Annotated in this window: 16 protein-coding genes; all 16 read right to left on the minus strand. The window is 35.5% G+C overall.

The features are described 5' to 3' along the window. Positions 1-67: 67 nt before the first annotated feature. Positions 68-934, minus strand: a complete 867-nt coding sequence (locus Q4574_RS01400) for a glycosyltransferase family 2 protein (protein ID WP_303470625.1) — start codon at positions 932-934, stop codon at positions 68-70. Further along, a complete protein-coding gene (locus tag Q4574_RS01405) occupies positions 931-1,818 on the minus strand; it encodes a glycosyltransferase (RefSeq protein WP_368411626.1) in 888 nt (295 codons plus the stop codon). The genes Q4574_RS01400 and Q4574_RS01405 overlap by 4 nt, the downstream gene beginning before the upstream one ends. A gap of 84 nt (positions 1,819-1,902) precedes the next feature. Beyond that, positions 1,903-2,988, minus strand: a complete 1,086-nt coding sequence (locus tag Q4574_RS01410; RefSeq protein ID WP_303470627.1) for a glycosyltransferase family 2 protein — start codon at positions 2,986-2,988, stop codon at positions 1,903-1,905. Between the two features lie 44 nt (positions 2,989-3,032). Continuing rightward, positions 3,033-4,787, minus strand: a complete 1,755-nt coding sequence (locus Q4574_RS01415) for a glycosyltransferase (RefSeq protein WP_368411627.1) — start codon at positions 4,785-4,787, stop codon at positions 3,033-3,035. After that, positions 4,784-6,196 carry a glycosyltransferase gene (locus Q4574_RS01420; protein ID WP_303470629.1) on the minus strand — a complete coding sequence of 471 codons (1,413 nt, stop codon included), beginning with the start codon at positions 6,194-6,196 and terminating at the stop codon, positions 4,784-4,786. The genes Q4574_RS01415 and Q4574_RS01420 overlap by 4 nt, the downstream gene beginning before the upstream one ends. Continuing rightward, positions 6,193-7,557: a hypothetical protein gene (locus tag Q4574_RS01425; protein WP_303470631.1), complete on the minus strand. Its 1,365-nt coding sequence runs from the start codon at positions 7,555-7,557 to the stop codon at positions 6,193-6,195. The genes Q4574_RS01420 and Q4574_RS01425 overlap by 4 nt, the downstream gene beginning before the upstream one ends. Before the next feature lie 17 nt (positions 7,558-7,574). Continuing rightward, positions 7,575-8,699 (minus strand): glycosyltransferase 61 family protein, encoded by a 1,125-nt coding sequence (locus Q4574_RS01430; protein WP_303470633.1) that lies wholly within the window; start codon positions 8,697-8,699, stop codon positions 7,575-7,577. 17 nt (positions 8,700-8,716) lie between these two features. Beyond that, positions 8,717-9,658, minus strand: a complete 942-nt coding sequence (locus Q4574_RS01435; RefSeq protein WP_303470635.1) for a sulfotransferase — start codon at positions 9,656-9,658, stop codon at positions 8,717-8,719. A gap of 1 nt (position 9,659) precedes the next feature. After that, positions 9,660-10,769 (minus strand): glycosyltransferase, encoded by a 1,110-nt coding sequence (locus Q4574_RS01440; protein WP_303470638.1) that lies wholly within the window; start codon positions 10,767-10,769, stop codon positions 9,660-9,662. Further along, positions 10,766-11,977, minus strand: a complete 1,212-nt coding sequence (locus tag Q4574_RS01445; protein WP_303470639.1) for a hypothetical protein — start codon at positions 11,975-11,977, stop codon at positions 10,766-10,768. The genes Q4574_RS01440 and Q4574_RS01445 overlap by 4 nt, the downstream gene beginning before the upstream one ends. Further along, positions 11,970-13,901, minus strand: a complete 1,932-nt coding sequence (locus Q4574_RS01450; protein WP_303470641.1) for a glycosyltransferase — start codon at positions 13,899-13,901, stop codon at positions 11,970-11,972. The genes Q4574_RS01445 and Q4574_RS01450 overlap by 8 nt, the downstream gene beginning before the upstream one ends. A gap of 1 nt (position 13,902) precedes the next feature. After that, complete coding sequence (locus Q4574_RS01455; protein ID WP_303470643.1) at positions 13,903-14,379, minus strand: hypothetical protein; 477 nt, start codon at positions 14,377-14,379, stop codon at positions 13,903-13,905. A gap of 39 nt (positions 14,380-14,418) precedes the next feature. Then, entirely contained in the window at positions 14,419-14,997 is a 579-nt protein-coding gene (locus Q4574_RS01460) for a hypothetical protein (RefSeq protein WP_303470645.1), read from the minus strand. Positions 14,998-15,074: 77 nt separating this feature from the next. Further along, on the minus strand, positions 15,075-15,473 hold the full coding sequence (locus tag Q4574_RS01465; protein ID WP_303470647.1) for a hypothetical protein: 399 nt from the start codon (positions 15,471-15,473) through the stop codon (positions 15,075-15,077). 829 nt (positions 15,474-16,302) lie between these two features. Continuing rightward, complete coding sequence (locus tag Q4574_RS01470; protein ID WP_303470650.1) at positions 16,303-18,762, minus strand: hypothetical protein; 2,460 nt, start codon at positions 18,760-18,762, stop codon at positions 16,303-16,305. Beyond that, positions 18,746-19,588, minus strand: coding sequence for a glycosyltransferase family 2 protein (locus Q4574_RS01475; RefSeq protein ID WP_303470653.1), 843 nt, complete (start codon positions 19,586-19,588; stop codon positions 18,746-18,748). Before Q4574_RS01475 ends, Q4574_RS01470 begins: the two co-directional genes overlap by 17 nt. Positions 19,589-19,605 lie beyond the last annotated feature (17 nt).

The following is a 19,605-nucleotide window of genomic DNA, read 5'->3' on the forward strand; positions in this document are numbered from 1 at the left end:
GTGTATAACTTCAAAATTAAAAAATATAGGTAGAAAATAGCGAGTAAAGATCTTTACTCAGAAGGTATTACCAGTTGTCGGAAAATGCGCCATCTTTTTTACAAATTCCGTCCCATAAACCGCACAACATAAATTTCAGGCGTTCTAATTTACGATCTTGTAATAAACTATTGGCAAAAAAACGAATGGGTAACACACATAAATTGCGAGTTTTCCAATATTTAGGCACATAGCCTCTGCGTGATAACAACAAAATATTGCGAAACTGATAATATAACCTTACGGGGCTGCCTACTTTATAAGTAATGCCAGCAAATTTGCTGCGGGAGTCGCCCAGGCGGTGGATCATCTCAACTTTGTCGGCAATCGCCACCATTAAGTTCTGCTGTTTCGCCCGCCAGCACCACTCGTGATCGACCCCATCAATAAACAAGCTTTCATCTTTATAACCAATGGCTTCCAAATGAGACAAGTCAATCATCATGCCCGAGGATATAATTTGGGTCACACAGACAATCTCGTCATACACCAAAACTTCCCGCTGCACTCTGGGTTTAACGGTTTTTTCAGAAAATGAACAAATAATACGTGGGCCAATGGCAACAACAGGTCGCTTTTCCACCTTAGATGCCACCAGCAACGAAGACAGTCTAAAAGCGAAGTCTTCATCTATAGTGCTGTCTTGGTCCAGCAACATGCCATACTCACAGCCAGCGGCACGCAGATCTCGCAAGCCCACATTATGGGCTGCAGCAATACCAATATTATTAGGAAAATGATGATAATGCAGATTGGTTTTATCGAAACGTAACTCGGTGGCAACCGGGGAATTATCCACAATGGAAACCACATCAACTTGTTTTAAAACCGCTTCAAGAAGATCTTGGGTGATCCCCATATCCGGTTTATATAAAATGACTGTCGCGCCTATCACTCGTGTCTAACCCGCTTATTCAAAAGATAACGGTCTATTTTATACGCTAATTTTACAATTTTGGAAGGCATGAGCCGTAAAAAGAGTACCGCACAAGCGTAAACTATATTGCCTAAACTGTAGCGCTTTAATACTTTCATGGCATAAAAACGGGCTTTAAACTCATTAATTGACTTACTCAAACCACGGCGTTTATAAAAATCATTCACTCGCCGAAATTCCAGCAAAGGCTCTACAAGATTAGCAAATTTGTATCCTGCAGCACATAACTCTATCCACAGAAAGTAATCTTGGGTGTTCGCCAACATTTCTTTGTATCGATGACCAGCTAAAAGAACATTTGAACGAATAGCAACTGTAGGATGATTTATTGCGCAGCGTTTGGGTAAAATACGAATAATTTGATGATGGGCAGTAGGTAACTTTCTTTTACCAACTGCTTTACCAAATTCATTTATTTCAATTAAAGCTGTACCTAAGACTGAGATTTTTGGATTAGAATCTAAAAACTCTATTTGCTTCTGAATTCGATCATTAGTTGAAATGTCATCGGCATCCATCCTTAGGAAATACTTAGTCGTCTTTTTAACAAAAAGATCGATAATTAAGTTCATGCAACAACTTAATCCTGAATTAATCTTATTATCGATTAATATTAGATGAGAATTTTCTGATTCTATTTTTATCAAATATTCAAAAATTGCTTTATTTACGGGACCATCTAAAACAATAACCAATGTAAAATCAACGTCTTGCGACAAAATACTTTCTACAGCCCGAGATAACCATTCAACACGGTCTCCAGAATAAACAGCCATACCAACTATAGTCGTTGATATATGTTTGTTTTCAATATGGCTTAATAATGAATAAGAACGAGTCAAACGATGTCACTACCTAATAATAAGAAAATTCTAAATGTCAAAAAAGCGAAACAGTATACCAGATAATTAAAACGCATATTTAATTTATAACTTTTCACTGGAATTGTGTTTTAAATACTCTTTATATGCTTCCTCAACATCCAACAATTCAACATTTTTAAGTATTTTTTGAAGTGTGGTATTTTCAGATTTAGGAGCCGTTCTAATCATATTTAAAACACTGATATACCGTTCTAAAACAAGCTCTTTACCCTTTTTAATCTTTTCTTCGAGTTTATACTTACTAATAAATAGTCTTTTTTGTGATAGATAGTGTTTAATTAAATCCTTTGGTAAATTAATATTTTGATTTTTAGAGTTATCAAAAATACCGCTACGATTGTTTTTGAAAATTGACCCTTGTTTATCTCCACTCATTGGTCTGCCGCGTTTTAATGCGGCGATGTATTCCATTTCACTGCGTATCATTCGATGTAAAATAAACGCCTGTTTCACTTCTTTTCGTAATTCGATTACTGGAACTCGCGAAAAATTGTCAAGACTCACTTTATATTCCGTACCATCTGCCAATTGATAACGGCATTTACTAGATAGCATATTATGGGGATTGGCGTTTGTTGGTAATATGGAAGTAGATACAATTGACTTTACTTGCTGTGCTCGTCTCCCAACAAGTTTACTTTGAAATGGCTCAAGAAAAGGGCTATTTTCATCCATTCTATGGATCCATTCTAAACAACACACATCCGCCCACATTTGACTCACAAAACCTTTAATACTTAATTGAAAATCAGATGGCGTGTAAAATTCATCAATATCTAAAAACATCACGTGTGAATACCCTTCCCATCGCGATAAACTGAGTTCTCTTTGATAGATGGCCATTTGTGGTGAACGTTGCCTATCGTCAAAATATGGATCACCATCTTTAAATTTAACAGACGATAAACTTTTTAAACTCTTAACTATTTCATCAGAATTGTCTGACGTATTATTGATATAAATGACAAGCTGATCAAAATCAAAATATAAGTGATGAAAAATCCAATCAGTTAGGTAAGCGGCTTCGTCTTTTGCAATTGCTACTAGCTTTATTTTAGGTTTAATTTGTTCCTTTGGATATTTCGTTTTGACATACATACAGCCCAAAACGTCTAGACTTCTGCGCATATTATTAAGAAGCCGATTTACGCCTGACTTATTTAAGATTCGCTTCAATTTTTATACTCTTTTATGGCAAAATTTTCGCGAGATAAAGTTAAATTTGGATTATACGCAGGATCATACTCGATATAATTTGCCCAAGACGTTTGCAAATAATTGAGTTCTCGCATAAACCGAGTTCGCTTTTCATGTGTGTCGTCGAACCCTCGACTAATCGACTCATAGTGATAGAGCTCAGCCTCTGCACAATATACATTCCTTTTTCCAAGGGAAAGCACTTTAAGACAAAAATCGACATCGTTAAAGGCAACCTGTAAAGACTCGTCTAAGCCCCCCACTTTCAAATAATCCGTTTTTTTAACTAATAAACATGCTGCAGTAACCGCACTATAATTACCTGTCGCAGCTAATCGCTTTAGATAACCTGGATGGTATCTAGGAAAATATTTGTGTGCATGGCCAGCACCTCCACCATAGCCAAGAACAACCCCTGCATGTTGTATTCTACCGTCTGAATATAGCAATTTTGCTCCTACGCAACCGATCTCTTCCTTTAAGACCCAGCCTAACATTGACGATAACCAGTTTTCAGAGATGACTTCTATGTCGTTATTAATTAAGCCAATAACAGAACCTTTTGCTTTACTTACTGCAAAGTTATTTATTGACGAATAATTAAACGCTTGAGGATACTTTAACAAGCGTATTTTGGGGTGCTTATTAAGTTCAGCGAAGTAATTAAGGCTTTCTATTTCATCAGAATTATTGTCAACTAGTAATATTTCAAAGTTAACATAGCTCGTTTTATGTAAGATAGATTCTATACATGCTTGCACTAAATCTTTGCCGTTTTTAGTTGGAATAATAAGACTTACCAATGGCTCTGAATCTATAGGCCACTGTAAAGCAATAACCTCAGTCGATTTATCAAAACTCATATTTACACTGCTCCCTACAATGGATGAAAGCAATGTACTAAATTTATCTAAGCTAATTGATTCTTTCCTAACTCGACTTAACAGCACCAGAGGGATATGGCCAACTTCAATATTATTGGTTAAAGCAAATTTAGCTACTTGAATAGCGACACTTTCAATTTTTGCTTTGAAATTATCATCAAGTAATACTTTAATATTTGAAATCCATACACCTGTATTCACATAAGCTGTAGATAACTGCAATTCAGGGTTCCAGTCTGGCAACATGTGTGGGTTTGTATGCTTTTGTTTTTCTATACAATCAGTATCGACATACAAGATATCACTATATTTTGCAGCGTAATGCAATATAACAAATCCAATTAATGGGTGTAATATATCCCCAGAATACATAAAAAATGCTGAAGTATTTTTGTTTGATGCAAGAGTTGAATCTAATTTTATATTGTTAAAAGACGACAAATATTTATCGCTAATATTTTTACACTCGATTAAATAACGGTCATCGCACAGTATAAAAACACTTAAATCTGTATCAACTAACTTACTAAGGCTTTCTAAGGTAACCTGCAATAGCCCTTGTTTGCCATTAGGTACAAGGATTACGATGCTAAATTCACACCTTTGAAACCGTTTATAATCGCTAATTAAATTATTTTGTATTAAACGGTTCTTCGTATATAAAGCATCTAATTTTTTACGAGAAGGAAAACCATAAAATAAGCCTGATTTTTGTAAGCTTCGACTGTAAAACGAAGTGAGTACAGGAGATTGCTTAAACCAAGCTCTGATACCTTTAGGAAAGAGTCCAACAGCGAACTTTATGAATAACATTAAATACTTTTTCAAAACTCTGCTTGGATTCAATTTTCATTTACCTTTTGTGGCGAAAACCTAGGCTCAAGAAGTGAAGAAATTTGCTGTTGAGCACGTTCAGGCGAAAACCTAGACAAAACGTATTTACAGTTTTCTTCGCCCATAGAAAGTCTATCGCTTTCACTCATTTCATACACCTGAGCCATAAGCTCGGAAGCGTGATTTAAATTGGGTTCAGCCCAAATTTGATCTTTAGAAAATGGGTAATCCATTTCTGCTAAAGGCTTCAGCTCAAAGGAAACTAACAGTTCAGAGTTTGGGGGTATGATGTCATTGCTACCAGACCAAGAAGTAGCGATAATCGGTAAATTATGCATTGCAGCCTCTGCAATAGTGCGCCCAAACCCCTCTGAGCGATGAAGTGAGACATAACAATCAGCTTTGCTGTACAACGATGTTAGCTCAGGTTTATTCAATTGCTGCTCAATTAGTTTAATTCTATTATCGGCAGAGCAGGCTGATTTTAGCGTGGAATATTCATCATTATTCTTTGCATTGCTGACTTTCAACAGCAACAACACCTCTTCATTGTTATAAAATGCGCGTTGGAAGGCTGTAATTAAACCTAAGGGATTTTTTCGCGTTAAGTATGAACCAGCATCAAAGATATACAGGAAAGTAAATGGCTTCTTTTGAACTAAATGAGTAACGTTAGGTTGTACTTTCACCGTTTCAATTGCAGGGTATACATGAGACACATTCGTTAAATTTGCTTCAATTAGTGCACTTTCAACAAATGTAGAAATCGCCCAAAATTCATTTACTGTTTGTACTGCATGAATAAACTCAACTGGCAAACGCGGTAATTCCCAGGGCGCTTGAAGAATAATATGTCCGAAGGCATCCATATTGTCGAAATTAGCAACAAATTTTTGATACTCGATAATATTCATACAAAAAATGGATGTGGAGTACCTTGGAAAATAAGTTTCATTTACTACACATGAATAAATAGCTGAATCAGAAATATGTCTAAGAGAAATAGTACAAAATGGTATACCAAGATTTTCAATTGTATGAATAATGGTTCTAACATCTTCACCAAGACCAGTAAGTGACCTAGCGTAACCAACAATGTTGACACCCGTTTTTTCCTTGGTTAACTCGTCTCTATTTAGGAAAGTATTGTCAGTGTCAAGTAGCGTCACTAGGTGATCAATTGCAAATGATTTTTCCCCAATTGAAAGATACCATTCTACAAGCGCGTAGCGCTGTCGATAGTCATTGAGGTTCACATTTTGATGGGTTTTAGAATAAATCAGAACCATCAGGTGGGTAATGGGAATGGATTGATCTTGCTCTACGCTAGGATCAACCTCAAATAATACTAACAGGTCTTTGCGTTGAAATTGTGAAAGATGCTTCTTTGACCAGGGCATCACATCTTGGATAAGATTCATTTTTTGTTTAGCTCTGGATCGGTTGGTAGATTCAACTGCTCTTGGTATTCCGCCAATTTAGCAGTAATCACAGGTCCATTGGGTCTTAAATTATTTGCTTCTTTCATCAATCTAAATGCAAACTGGATTTCGCCATTTTGTTCGCAATATAACGCTAATTCACGAAAAATCTCTGCATCAGAGACTTCATTACTAATCATTAACGCATGGCGAATACGCATGCTATCAGTAACAGGAGTATTTATATCACTCGACGCCTTTCTTGTAGTGGTCATATACAACTGCTTGACGTGATATTTAAACTTGAAATAACGTTCTCTTAAAGCAGTACGATATAAATATTTTTTAGGGACACAAGACCTAATAATATCGATAAACTCTGACTTTTTAACAACTAAACTAGAACGCTTTTTAGCAAGTTGGGCTAGACCGTAGACCAATCCGGTATCATAGCTAGCCAAGTTGTTCATCACAGCACGAAAGTCATCAGGATTAATGTTTTGAGGAATAAAAGGCTTCTGTTCTTTCGCCTTTAATTCGAGCAAATACTCTTGACTATTATCAACTGAGTACTCTTCAAAAAACCTTTCCAACTTATCAATAAAAAACTGCTTAAAATACTCATACTTTTTAGGCTGAACAAGTGAGTATATTGTGGTTCCAGAACTTAGTGATTGTAAGAAACCGTCTACCCTGTCTTGATATTCTGGAATTAAAAATTGATTCAACCAACGTTTCACTTCAAGAGATTCAAAAGTATATGATGGATTTACAACGATCTGCTTAGATTCGGGCTCAACTTCAATACCAAATATAGATAGAAAATCGCAAACAATATCTCCCTTATAAAAAATATTTTTCGAATAAAATCTAATTAGAAAGGATTCTTGGGTAAATTTACCCAACATTAATTCTAGTTGACGTAAATGGTAAGCCTGTGGCTCTTCGGCAATTCCGAGAGCCTTGACCTCGGAATGTCGTTTAACACTCTGGTTGTACGAAGACTCTATTACATCTAGAGGGAAACGAATATAAGCAATAAATTTAGCTTCAGGAAAAACAGATAACAATTCAGTTATCTGGAAGAAAAAAAATTCAGAGGACAGCAATAGAATTTTGCACCCTGAAGATTCGCAGTCAGTTACAACTCTATCTACTTTTTGAGGAGATAAAACAAGTTTCTTATCTACCGTACGCTCAAAGATATTTAGTACATTACCCGAACTGACACCATTATTATCCGTTTCATGTTGCGGATAAAAAATACCTTTCTCTTTTAAAAAAATAGTATTATTTGACAGCCATTTTTGAATGGCAGAAGTTCCTGTCTTAGGAGGACCGATGTGAATAAATACTTTCAATCAACAACACTCTATAATTAATGCGAATAAACGCCAAGGCTTTTTAATTTATGCTCTATGATATCAATATAATTTGGTATTTTAGCTCTAGGAGTATCGCTTTCTCTATCTAAATAATTGAAAACATCTTCTTTAATTGATTGCTTAAACTCACTTTCTGACCAAGAATCTAAAGAAATTTTCAGGATTTTAAACAAGTCACTTATTTTATTAGTTTGAGCAATCGTTATACCCGTGCTCATTGCAGGCTGACCAACTGCATTTATGCCGCAAACCAACTCTCCAGCCGGATAATATCTTAGGGTTTTACAACGTTTAGTTAGAAACATTTTAGACATCAAATGATTAGGTCTACGACATAAAATATGCACATCAGATTTAATATGACCAAGCAATTGTAAACCATGCAAGGCGGAGCCTTCTCCAAAAACCAACTCCTTGGCTTTTGAATAAATTTCAAGCTGCTCCCTCAACTTCATATTTTCAGGACGAATTATAGTTATTCCATGTAGTTCTAAATAATTTTCTATATACCTTTCACCAGCAATAACTCCGTTTGGAATATTTGAACGAGAAATATAAAATCGTCCTTCCTTATTTTCAGAAAAAGTCCCTTGTTGTTTGGCATTTTCATCTAGCTTTTGTAAATATAAATCACTTGGGCCTTCTTGTGGAAGTTGCTCTTGCTGGCCACAAACCCATAATTTTTCCAATAACATCGGCGATTCTACAAAAAGTACTTGGTCAATATCTATTTGAAACCATTCTAAAATTGCCACGAAAAAGGCAGGAACATCATTTTTGCCAAACCCACTTCCTTTGCGCACAGAAAATACAAATTTACCTTTCATTTTCAGTTCGGAATACATTATTAGTCTAGTAGAAAAGTCAGCGATTTGATGTCCAAAGTGATTGACTATCGGCCCCCCCCAAAAGAAATTGCCTGTCTTGTAAGTTAACTTTTCATTTTCCTGTAACTCAGGACAATCATCTTTAACTTTACCCTTTCGTTTAAAACGCTCCTCTTCACACTTTTCCCAATCAGGCCAAATAGGACCCAACTTATGTTCAGACCTTCCATGCGGAGATCCCAACACCTGACTAATCGGCAAAACAGGTACATTTTCGTATAATTTAAACAAGCAGCAACCCCGGAATGTTAATACCAAAAATCCGAAAAATGACTTTTTTCATTCTCGATCATTTTAATTTCGGATGGGCTTAAGTAATGAGTAAGTTCAACTTCATTCACTACAGGCAATTGATTTAGTAGTGGATCCCAGTCTTGGGTCTTTCTTTCTTTTTGAATATTTTCTGGATTAATATTTTCAACCCCAATAAAGGAATAAATGTCTTTCAAAGTATTGACAGGAGATTGAGTCAATTTTCCGTAAGGCACAATCTTAACTTGCACTGCATATTGTTTATTTAGCCTTTGAACAATACCCTCAATATTTGCTAGGTATTTCAAATAGTTCTCAACGGAATGAGCTAACCAGGCAATGCTCGGATCATCTGCTGATTTTCCTAATTCAATCTCTTTTTTAAATCGTTTTTTGTGAGAAGCTATGATTTCCCCAATATCTCGTGTAGAAACCAAAATCTTAGCTTTAGGAAAAGTTGCTATAATCTCGTCTATGCAACGTATATGAGCTGGTGTTTTCTCAACTAGCTTTTTACCACCTAAATTTATTGATGAATCATGAAAAAATGCTCTAAGTACATGCTTGTAACGCCTTTCAAACCAGATATCTTTGCGTTGTGGTTCGTTTATATAAGCTAAGGGCATTCCATTTTCTGTAAGTCGTTTATTTCTCTCTACAAGTTGCCGAATTGATTCTTGAAACTTAGTAAAGTTTGCAGCTCCTAGATAAACTCTCATTTCGTAATTTTGAGAACCTGCAACTTCCAGTAGTTGCCATGGCCTAATAAAGCTAAAAGTTTCCACTGTTGCATGACTGAAATCACAGAAAGAAGGATGATTCGATACTTGTTGAAACAATAAACTGGTGCCACTTCTTTCAGGTCCGACAATAAAAACAGGCTCCTGTTCAAAAGCCCATTCTCTCAACATTTTTTTATAACTTTGAAAATCTGACACGTTAATTAAATAACTCCCTAAACCTTGCAATAAATCTTTGATTGTAAGTATTAAAAGCCTTTTCAGAATTTGTTATCAACTCAGCTAAGCGCTCACTATCAAGTAATTTTAAACCCCTAGCCAAGTCAGATAATGATTCATATTTTTGCATATCGTCGAACACTTCAATACCTACCATCGCATCAAGCGTTCCAATCAAAGGTTTTCCGTATGATAACGCTTCCAGAGATTTAATCTTTAGTCCCGTACCACCAACCATTGGATTAATAGCTACATCAATTTCGCGGTAAAAATCACTCAACTCTTGAACTTTTCCAATTATTTTAAATACCTTGTTGACACTAGATATTGAATTACAGATTGTCCCAGCCAAGTAGAACTCGAATTTTGAAAACATTTCATTGTTAATGAGTAATTCATTTTGCAATGCAATGATAGATTGCACATTAAAAGGATTGGCACTCCCTATGTACCCAATACGAATTTTTTCCTCATCAACAGGGTTGCGCGTTAACAGTTGTTGCTGAGGAACCACGTACCCCATAACTTCAACAGGCGTATTTGTAATGCTTTCAAAATATCGAGCTTCTTCATCCTGAATCGCAATAACAATATCAGCCCTATCTAAAGCAAATGCCTCTAATTCTTTAGTGGTATAAAACCAAGCTGGTTCTAACCCTGCTTTGCGTGCAACTAAGTGACGATCACCAAAAACGTCATGGGTATCGATTATTTTTTGCGTTTTTTGCGGAACAACCTCAAGTACTTTAGAAAACCAAACATAATTGGTTAAACACACACTGAAATCATATCGCATACAAAGCTTTTCAACTAGAGCTGATACTCTTTGATCGTACCAATCATCAATATCAAAATATGTTTCATATGAAGGCTCTGCGGCAGGACCAATAGGTTGAACAAAGTGAAAAAAGTCCCAACATGCTCGCATTTCACGTTCTTGCTTTGGAGTTAAACCCTCCATCCCAAAATACACAAAATGCACTTTATAGCCCAGCATCTGATACATTCTGGTTAAACGGTATATTCGTGCACTGTTGCCTTGGAACTGAGGGTGAGAAGGAATTGGGCTTACAATTAAAATATGGTTCACTGCAATTCATCCTTAGGCACAAACATCTCAAGTTTATTGATGGCAATACCCATTGTTTTGCCATCGATAGTTACCAGTTTATCCGTTTCTAAAACTAAAATGGCATTCTCATCAAATCCAACGGGCTCGAAATTTACTCCAAATTCAATTACTGATCCGGAATACACGGATTCAAAAGCAACCTGTTTCCCGTTGAGAAACACAGATACAAGATTCGATTCTAAAGAATTAGGTAAATCACCTAAATGAATTCGCAAAAAATAGTACCCTGCAGCAGGGATAGCTAACTGGATAATGGATTGACGTGCGGCGCCAGACCAGCGCCATTGCTGGTTCTCATAACGCTCCAGCGGATGCAGTCCTTTTGAAAAAAAAGTATCTAAAGGCACATTGTTATTATCTGCAAATAAACATGACTCAAGCAATCTCGTTGATTTAGTTTCGTAATTTAAAAGTGACAAATAATAGCGTTTTATATGCTCAGCTTGATGTCTATCGGTATTTGCATAATTAAGCACATTAGAAAATTTGGTTGCCTTAGTCAGCAAATCTAGCACATTCGAATGCGCTGGAATTGCGATTAACATAGTTGAGGATCGCCAAATTTCGTTTGATTCATCTAAGGGTTGTAACCCACTGTCATAAATAACATAACCCAAGCCACTAAAATAAGTTTTATATTCTTTAATAGAAGCACTGATTGCTTTTCCACTGAGAGTAACAACGGGTAAGTCCTGGTTAATCCGATTACTTAATCCCTTAAGAATAGCCAGCACATTATCATAGGCTATGTGCACCCAACTCACATGTTTAACGGCAAAGTACTGTTCGTCAAATCTAACTTTACGAATTTTTTCAGGAGAGTGTGAGAGCTGTTCAAAACCGGCCTCAACTCTAGGTGTCATGTGATACTCTAGATTTTCATCACCAAGTAAATACTGCTCGTAGCCAAACGACCTTGACTCATTCCAATACCAAAAACCATAGCGCTTTAATTTTGATTCATCTGCATAGTACATTAAATCAAACCCAGCCTGTGCAGCAAATCCAGCCATCATACTATGTTGATTGGCGCATACTATTGCGGTTGTGGGTTTATTAATAACAAGTGAAATGGCCCAATTTAAAACTGCACTCACGTGATAGTGGTTGCACTCAATTGCCTGATATATTGTTGCTTGAGTTGATGATCCTGAACGATTATGCATTCGAATCACCTTGTGTAAACGAAACCGACATATTTTTAAGGCTAGAGTAACAACCTGAATAATAAGGTTGCGGTGAAAGGTTTACCATATCTGATACTTTGGTCAGAGAAAAACACCACTCTTGTTCATAAACATTAGGCAATGGCATAAAATCGATATTTTGTGCTCCAGTAACAAAGTGATTTATCGCAAAACCCGCCGCTGTCCAATATGCGATTAAAGAGTTGCGACTGAATTCCACGTCGTTAATAACGTCTGAATCCCAAACTAATGTGACACAACCTAATGCACCAACCTCTAATAAGTTATTGATTGCAGCGAAAACTTTAACAGGATCACTCTGTATAAGCCTAACCGGTAGGATAATAAGAAAACGCTCTTGTCTTTTCATTCCATTGATTATTGAACCAAAAGATAGTGATTCAGCCGTACACTTAAAAGTATTTTCAGGATTCACATCACACAATTTTTCAGCAATATTTAAACCATCTAATTTATCAGAAATATATAAGAAGTCTCTGTCGGTACAAAGGGGTAAAAAAGAATTTCTCCACCAATGTTGACCTGCAAATTGATTGCTCTGAATTAATGACATTTCTTCTGAAACAAAACTTTCCACAACTGATTCAGTGGGATAACAATTTAGTTCAAAGTTAGTATCACAATAGACTTCCGTGCGTGTAAGATGCTCTTTTTTATCTAAACAAGATAATCGTTTTCTTTCTGCCGCAATAGCACCTAAGTAAGCACTGGTAGTAGTTTGAATATTATGGTTTTTTTCAACCCAACGGCGTGCATTTAATCCTAGTTCCACACGTTTATTAGGTTGAGAAATTAGTTCATCCAATACCGCTGTTAATTTCTCTGAAAAGTCTTGATTATAATCAATTTTAATTGCGCAATTATCTGGTATTTCAGCAAACGGACCAATATTTACCACAATACATCCTAAACCTAATCCAAACGCACGAGTAAGGGTCCCGGAAGATTCCCCACCGCTGGGATAACGTAAATTGACAATAAAATCAGAGGCTATCAAATATTTAAAGAAGTCTGCGTGACTAAGAAAACCTGTGACCAAAACATTACTTTGTAACCCAAACTCGGCGATGTCTTGATAAACATCATACTCGTGTTGCTTACATTGCCCAGCTAAAACATAAAGAAAATCTCGCCCCTGCTGTTTCAAAACACTCAAAGAAGCCAAAACGGCTCGAATTTGTTTAGCTTTTGCAATGAATCCCATTGAGGTTATTACGGGTTTATTACCAGGTAGTCCTAACTGCCCCCTGTAACTCATTTTCAGCTTAGTTTGATGATGTCTTATTTCAGGCGAAAGGTGGTGTGGAATAATGTGAACGTTTTTATGCCCTTCAGCTTTAATAAAGTTAGCTGAGTATTCAGAATGAACAATGACACTTGATGCTGCGGAAATGATAGACCTGTTCATCATTAATTCATGGGGCATGTGTTTCCCCTTCCAGCCAAATTTAGACACTTGACTACCGATTATTTCGCCGGCACTGCCATACTGATTAAACATTGCGCGAGTGTAACTTTCCTCATCGCCAAGGCTTAAATTGGTCAAATCGATTAAGTAATGCAGATTAAGATCGTGTACAACAACGATTCCAGGGCGTTTTAACAATATTTCGAGCATATAGCGAGTGTCAGGGTTATTCCCCACATGATAAAGATGCGGAACCAGTGCAAGTTGAAATTGTGCCGCCAAATACTCTTCTAATCTGATGATTACAACTGACTGTGGAATATCTACTGGTTTAGGTGCTGCGTTTTCGATAACGACGCAAACACGAAGTTCTTGACTCAAGTAGGGTAACTGTTCCGCTAGGTAATCAGCGATGCCGTTCGGTTTAGGTGGTAACGGACAAAATATCACTAAATCAGGTACAACTAGCAACATGCTATTTATCCGCTGATTGTTTTAACTGATCTTTAAGATAGTTGAATTCACGTTCCATCCGCTCTGTTTGAATTGATAACATCGCATCCATACGCTTTTCCACTTCTACTGCAAAATCACCCAAAATGTCAGTGAAACTGCTTTTAAGCTGAATGGCAGTTTGGGTTACGCGTTTGCCATTAATAAACAAATGCACTTCCCGTGCTTCTGCAGAAAAAGGCAACATATTAAGCTCAATTGAAAACCCATGGCAACCATTACCAATGCCCGCAGCAACGAGATCTTCACGCAAGGTCGCTGCTTTTGTTTCAGCGATAACTTTATCACCTTGTTTCAACTCTACTTTACAAGGACTAGAAGGTTTTAAAGTGTTACAAGCCCATCCCGAAACCGTGTCAGCAGATACTGCATCGATATGGTATTGAAGCCCACTGCGCCCCAATAGGCGTTTGACAACATTTTTTAGTTTTCGATTCATCTCGACAGCCCTTAACATCCGATTTTAAAGCGGCGAAGTTTACAATATTCGTAAGTTTCTTGCACCCATTAATGGTAGCTTTGCATAAATTGCGCTAGGCATTCTTATATCCAAATCTGATATATCCAAGTTATGTAGTAGTGCTGTAGTGGCATAGTTCATTTGACCACTACAACCCGCTTTCATATTAGCTCCATCACTATATTCACCATCCCAGTTATATGTAGTTGAAGCCTCTAAAAATCGAGTTTCTTCTGGAATTATCATGGAATTTAAGGTAGAAATAGGATTCAATAGCAAAACCCTATTAATATTAAGTAAATTAGCAAACACTGATACTCCAAACCCTCCCATGGAACTACCATAGCCTAATCTAGTGGGGAAACACTTTATATCTAAACTTATCTTCTTCAAGAACTTTGCAAAGACTTGCGAACGATACCAATTAGGTTTATTGATACAAGCAAACGATAGTACATTAACTCCTTTAGAACGAATGTACTCAAAGCCCCAGGGGCTAACAGCACCTCTTAGAGCATCGTCAAAACAGACCGATGTCCCCAGTTGCCCAAAAGTAATCACGACAGGCAAATTTATATCTATAAAGTCAAAACTCATATAGACATCATCAAGAATTTCATAACCGTGTGACGGAATTTGATTTATTTTATATTCAATTAACTGAAAATGAGTTTTTAAATTATAGGTTCATAACCCAATTGCTCTTCAGGATTTCCAAATAGTTTTCGATATTCAGCTAAAACTTTATCTGTAAAATGCTCTTCCCAATCACTGGAAACACCGGTTGTAGAATGTTTTGGTAATACTTTCAAATTCCATAAACAATTTTCTTTGCAAGCTTCCAACCAATAAGGCTTTATATGGTCTTCAATTTCACAAAAATCTAATGCACTTTTTATTTCTCGCATCTGATGGTCACTTGATACATTCCAATCTTTTGGTTTTTTTCTACTTTCTGGATTTGCATTACGATCCCATAATTTAATTTTTTCTTTTTTGTGCAATGTAGTTAAAACTTTTAAGAAAAAATTTGTTCCTGATTTATGGTGAGTACCAATTATTATCTTACTCATATTCTCTTCCTATAAATTGATATATCATTTCTATTTATTTCGATACTCTGCTTTTAGTAAGTTTTGTTCCATAAATTTAAATAAATAGGTACTCACACAGTGATTTTTAAAGTTTCCTGAAAGCCAACCAAAAGTTACAGCGTATCCAGAAGAAAAACATTGCAATAGTATTCGACATATTTCTCATTTGCGTTCAAAAAAAGCTTTTAACACAATAGTCATTAAAATACTGTTCTCCAGTCTCGCTGAGTTTTATATCTAGCTAAAAAATCAATATTTTGAACTGTATGCACTTTTCTTACATGAAATAAATAGTTTAAAATACTAAATATAATTCCGATAAGGACATGTTTTATAAAGTTCATTTATTCATGGATAATTACAGTACACGATTGAGAATCTTTGACTCTATCTGATACCAAATGATACACAAACTACTTTTTCAAACTTATAGCTACAAGCTTATTAGGTGAAATCCTTTGATATCTGAATCCCATAAGATCAAATCATAGACCTCATTATCCAATAAGTTGTTCACCTATTACTCAATAAACTAAGTCCGCCACCAAATGCTGTGAATAATATTTCCCCAAAGATACTAGCTTACTTCTAAAGCAAATTACGTACCTTCTTTATTTTTTCAAACCAGCTTTTCGCTAAAGCAAAAATTAGGAAGAGCCTAATTTTTGCGACTTTTAGCATGTGAAACAATAGAAATGTTAAAATTTCACTTACCGTCTATTTTTCGGTTAAAATACTTGATTTCAAAAACCTAAGATTTAACGTTTACTACTAGTTTAATTATAATTCACATGTGAGTGAATCTTTATTACCCTCCAGCCGGAAGAAAGTCGAATCTATAACCAGCTAAAGGCATACTAGTACTTATAAACTCTTTCTTAACATTTGATTCAATATAATCATGAAGCAAACTTAAAACTTCTCTGTTAGAGACCCTTTCAATAGCCTCCATGTTATATTTCGCATATTCGATGGCATCAAAATGAGATAACGGAAACGGTTTGTTTATATAAGTGCGCCTTGGCAATACAAATAAACCGGTTACTTTTAAACCTAAGTCTCGCTCATTCACTTTTTTTATAGGAGAAAAATTCAAATAATACTCATACAATTCATTAAGTTGAATGCTAGGTTCAATTAATATATATGTATTTCCTAAATATGAATAAGAAGTAAATTTAATGGTATTTGTGAACTGATCTGTAATATGTAGGGTTTTGAGCATTGTTTTACAAAAAGCTGCCTCGACCTTAATGACGATTAAACTCTTATCAACAACCATTTTGTCGAAAGTAAATACTAACTTTGCAGGCTCTGATGCCTTGGAAAAAAGTGCTGTTTTCCCTTTTATTTTTTCTGGTTCATGCCAGCCTGAATTGAAAACTTCATCTAATAAAGAGAAAGAAAGATAATGTTTATGCAAAGTATGAGTCCGCACACTATGATTCAAACAGCGCAAAGCTATATTGTATTCAGTGTCATTAGACTCAAAATCCGACAATTCTTGTAAAAACTTTTCCCTCCAAAAATTACCTTCAAGTAAAACCTGTTTAGAATGAAACGCAATATTTTCGTATTCTTTACCTAATTTTCTCTCACTCTTTAAAAACTCAGTTACTGTTGAGAACTCAAAATCCTTTACCAATGACTTAGGATTTAAGTTTTTCACATCAACAGGAAAGTCTTTTATGCTGTTAGCTACTTTATTCCATGATCTAACATGTAAATTTGGATGAGGGTTTGGTGGATTAAATTTATCACCTTTGGCTTGATAACCATCAAAAAAATAATTTGGATTAGAGTTATTATCCTTTTCTATTTCTAAGATACGTCCCTTTATTAGCTCTGCACCCTCGACCTTTTCGACATAATCTAAATCAACTCCCAAAATATTTACTCGGCGATAGCCAAGATATATAGCCCATAGCAATGAATAGCTACCCGTTGTGACTTTATCCATATCAAACATAGAATACTCTTGTTCAACGATATCTTCTAAATAGGTAATGCAACTCTTGTCAACTAATTCTGGATACCAAGTTAAAAAACATTTTCTAAGAAAAAAGTGCTTAATACCATTTTCACTTTTTTCTAATATCAACCTTTTAATCTCATGCTTATGTGACTCAAGCACAACTGTATCCATACAACAATAATAAGTCGGATAAAGCCCTTTTTCATCCCAAAATCTATAAGCTGCATTCATTCCTATAGTATCAAACTCAAATATATCTTCGAATGGAGCATCGCGAAGTGAAGGGCCGTTGCCCAGGATGAAAATGACGTCGTTATTTCTTTTAAATCTCATCCCATCTAAATTATGATATACACCTCTATGGTGGTAAATTTTCACACCTTCATCAATCGCATCCAAGTTACTACGAGAACTAATTTTGTTTGTATCTATTGCCGACTCTTTCCAATTTCTAACGGATGCATTTGAAGAAATATCATTAGACATTCTATATATTTTCCCACTAAAACTTGGTGCATTATATCGACTTGCTAAAATAGAATAAATTGCTTGGGTTCTGTGACCGTAATAATCAAACAGCTTGCTCAACTCCTCGAAATCAATATTTCTCTTAGTGTTTTGTTTTAGCAACTGGTTTTTTTTACGTTGCATATCCTTATTAAGCTTTGCTTTGAATTTTTCATTGGGAACTTTAGGCCAAATCACAATTTCTTTAACCTTTCCAAGCTCCGCTGCCTGATCGATTAGAGCTTGAAACTCTCCATGAACTTTATATCCGACCAAACATGAACATAAATGAGGTGCAAGTAATTCATCTGAGGAAGCCTTTAATCTTTTTACTGCTTCGGGGTGCGTGAAATTAATATTATAGAAAGGCCAAGATTCCTTATCATCGTGATCAGGAATAAAAAAATCATACTCTTCTATTAAACTAAATACACATTCTATGTCTTCTAGACAACTAAGACCAGCGTCCATCCAAAGTACTGAATCACCAGAACCTAAACCATCAGCCATATTTTGTATTACAAAACTTTTGTAAGCTCGATGTTTAGGTTCTAAAAATTCATCAAATATAGAATTAACGGTCTCAGGAAAGTATCTTAACTCAACTTTGTCAATTGAATTTAAAATCTCTATATTCTTAGTGCTCAAGCCTAGCGGATAAACAATAATTCTCTCAAAAGTATTGAAGCTAGTCCTATGCAAACTTGCAATAAGATTTAAGCCTTGATTAAAGTATTTTTCATCAAATGCAGTAGCGATGACTCTATTATTAACTTTTTCTAACATAAACATTTAGTCCTTGATATACAGCTGACTCTAAATCTAGGGTCAATTTATCTTTTTTAATATTTTTGGTGACCTTGCGATCTTCTCCAGTAGCATAAAACTCAGCATATCTTTTCAACCAACTATCATGAATGAATCCATATTGTTCTTGCATTAAAAATAGACATTCGTTTAATTGTTCTTTACGTTGTCCTGTGCTTTTAGCATCTTGATGGACAGTTGCTCTCGAAAAAATTTTATTGACTTTTCCAAATTTAAAATTTGCTTTTGCTATTCTAATCCAATACTCATAATCCAATTGCAAATTATACTTATCATCTAATCCGCCAACAGTATCAAAGACTCTTCTTTTAAAAAATAAAGAAGGCTGTAAAATACCTATCGATGACTTTAAAGTTTCCTTAAAGTCAGTTTTATCAGGGTGTACAAAAGCTTCCGATAGCTTTTCCCCTCTATGGTCTACCCTCAACCCTCTACCATAAAGCACTGAAATCTGCTTATCCCGTCCAAACCCTTCACACACGTCGTTTAGAACATTTGAATTGTCATAATAGTCATCACTATTCAGCCAAGTTAACACTTCCCCCTCTGCTAAAGTTAACCCTTTATTTATAGCATCAACTTGACCATCATCTGGTTCAAATATCTTTACTACATTTTTATTAGATTTGGCATATTCTTCTATTAGTTCTCGGCTACCATCATTAGAGCCTGGATCAATAATTATATGTTCATAATCATCATAAATTTGAGAAGCTACTGAATCTAAATTTTTCTGTAAATAATTAGCTTGATTAAACGACGTTGTAACAATACTTACTTTCATTCTAAATCCTACTTAAA

The sequence above is a fragment of the Aliiglaciecola sp. 3_MG-2023 genome (assembly GCF_030548205.1).
In the GTDB taxonomy this organism is placed as follows: domain Bacteria; phylum Pseudomonadota; class Gammaproteobacteria; order Enterobacterales; family Alteromonadaceae; genus Aliiglaciecola.

Excerpts from the sequence above, each read along its gene's own strand:
- Q4574_RS01410 (WP_303470627.1), bottom strand. The coding sequence starts at position 2,988 with ATGCGCAGAAGTCTAGACGTTTTGGGCTGTATGTATGTCAAAACGAAA.
- Q4574_RS01420 (WP_303470629.1), bottom strand. The coding sequence starts at position 6,196 with ATGAATCTTATCCAAGATGTGATGCCCTGGTCAAAGAAGCATCTTTCA.
- Q4574_RS01445 (WP_303470639.1), bottom strand. The coding sequence starts at position 11,977 with ATGCATAATCGTTCAGGATCATCAACTCAAGCAACAATATATCAGGCA.
- Q4574_RS01450 (WP_303470641.1), bottom strand. The coding sequence starts at position 13,901 with ATGTTGCTAGTTGTACCTGATTTAGTGATATTTTGTCCGTTACCACCT.
- Q4574_RS01455 (WP_303470643.1), bottom strand. The coding sequence starts at position 14,379 with ATGAATCGAAAACTAAAAAATGTTGTCAAACGCCTATTGGGGCGCAGT.
- Q4574_RS01460 (WP_303470645.1), bottom strand. The coding sequence starts at position 14,997 with ATGAGTTTTGACTTTATAGATATAAATTTGCCTGTCGTGATTACTTTT.
- Q4574_RS01465 (WP_303470647.1), bottom strand. The coding sequence starts at position 15,473 with ATGAGTAAGATAATAATTGGTACTCACCATAAATCAGGAACAAATTTT.
- Q4574_RS01470 (WP_303470650.1), bottom strand. The coding sequence starts at position 18,762 with ATGTTAGAAAAAGTTAATAATAGAGTCATCGCTACTGCATTTGATGAA.
- Q4574_RS01475 (WP_303470653.1), bottom strand. The coding sequence starts at position 19,588 with ATGAAAGTAAGTATTGTTACAACGTCGTTTAATCAAGCTAATTATTTA.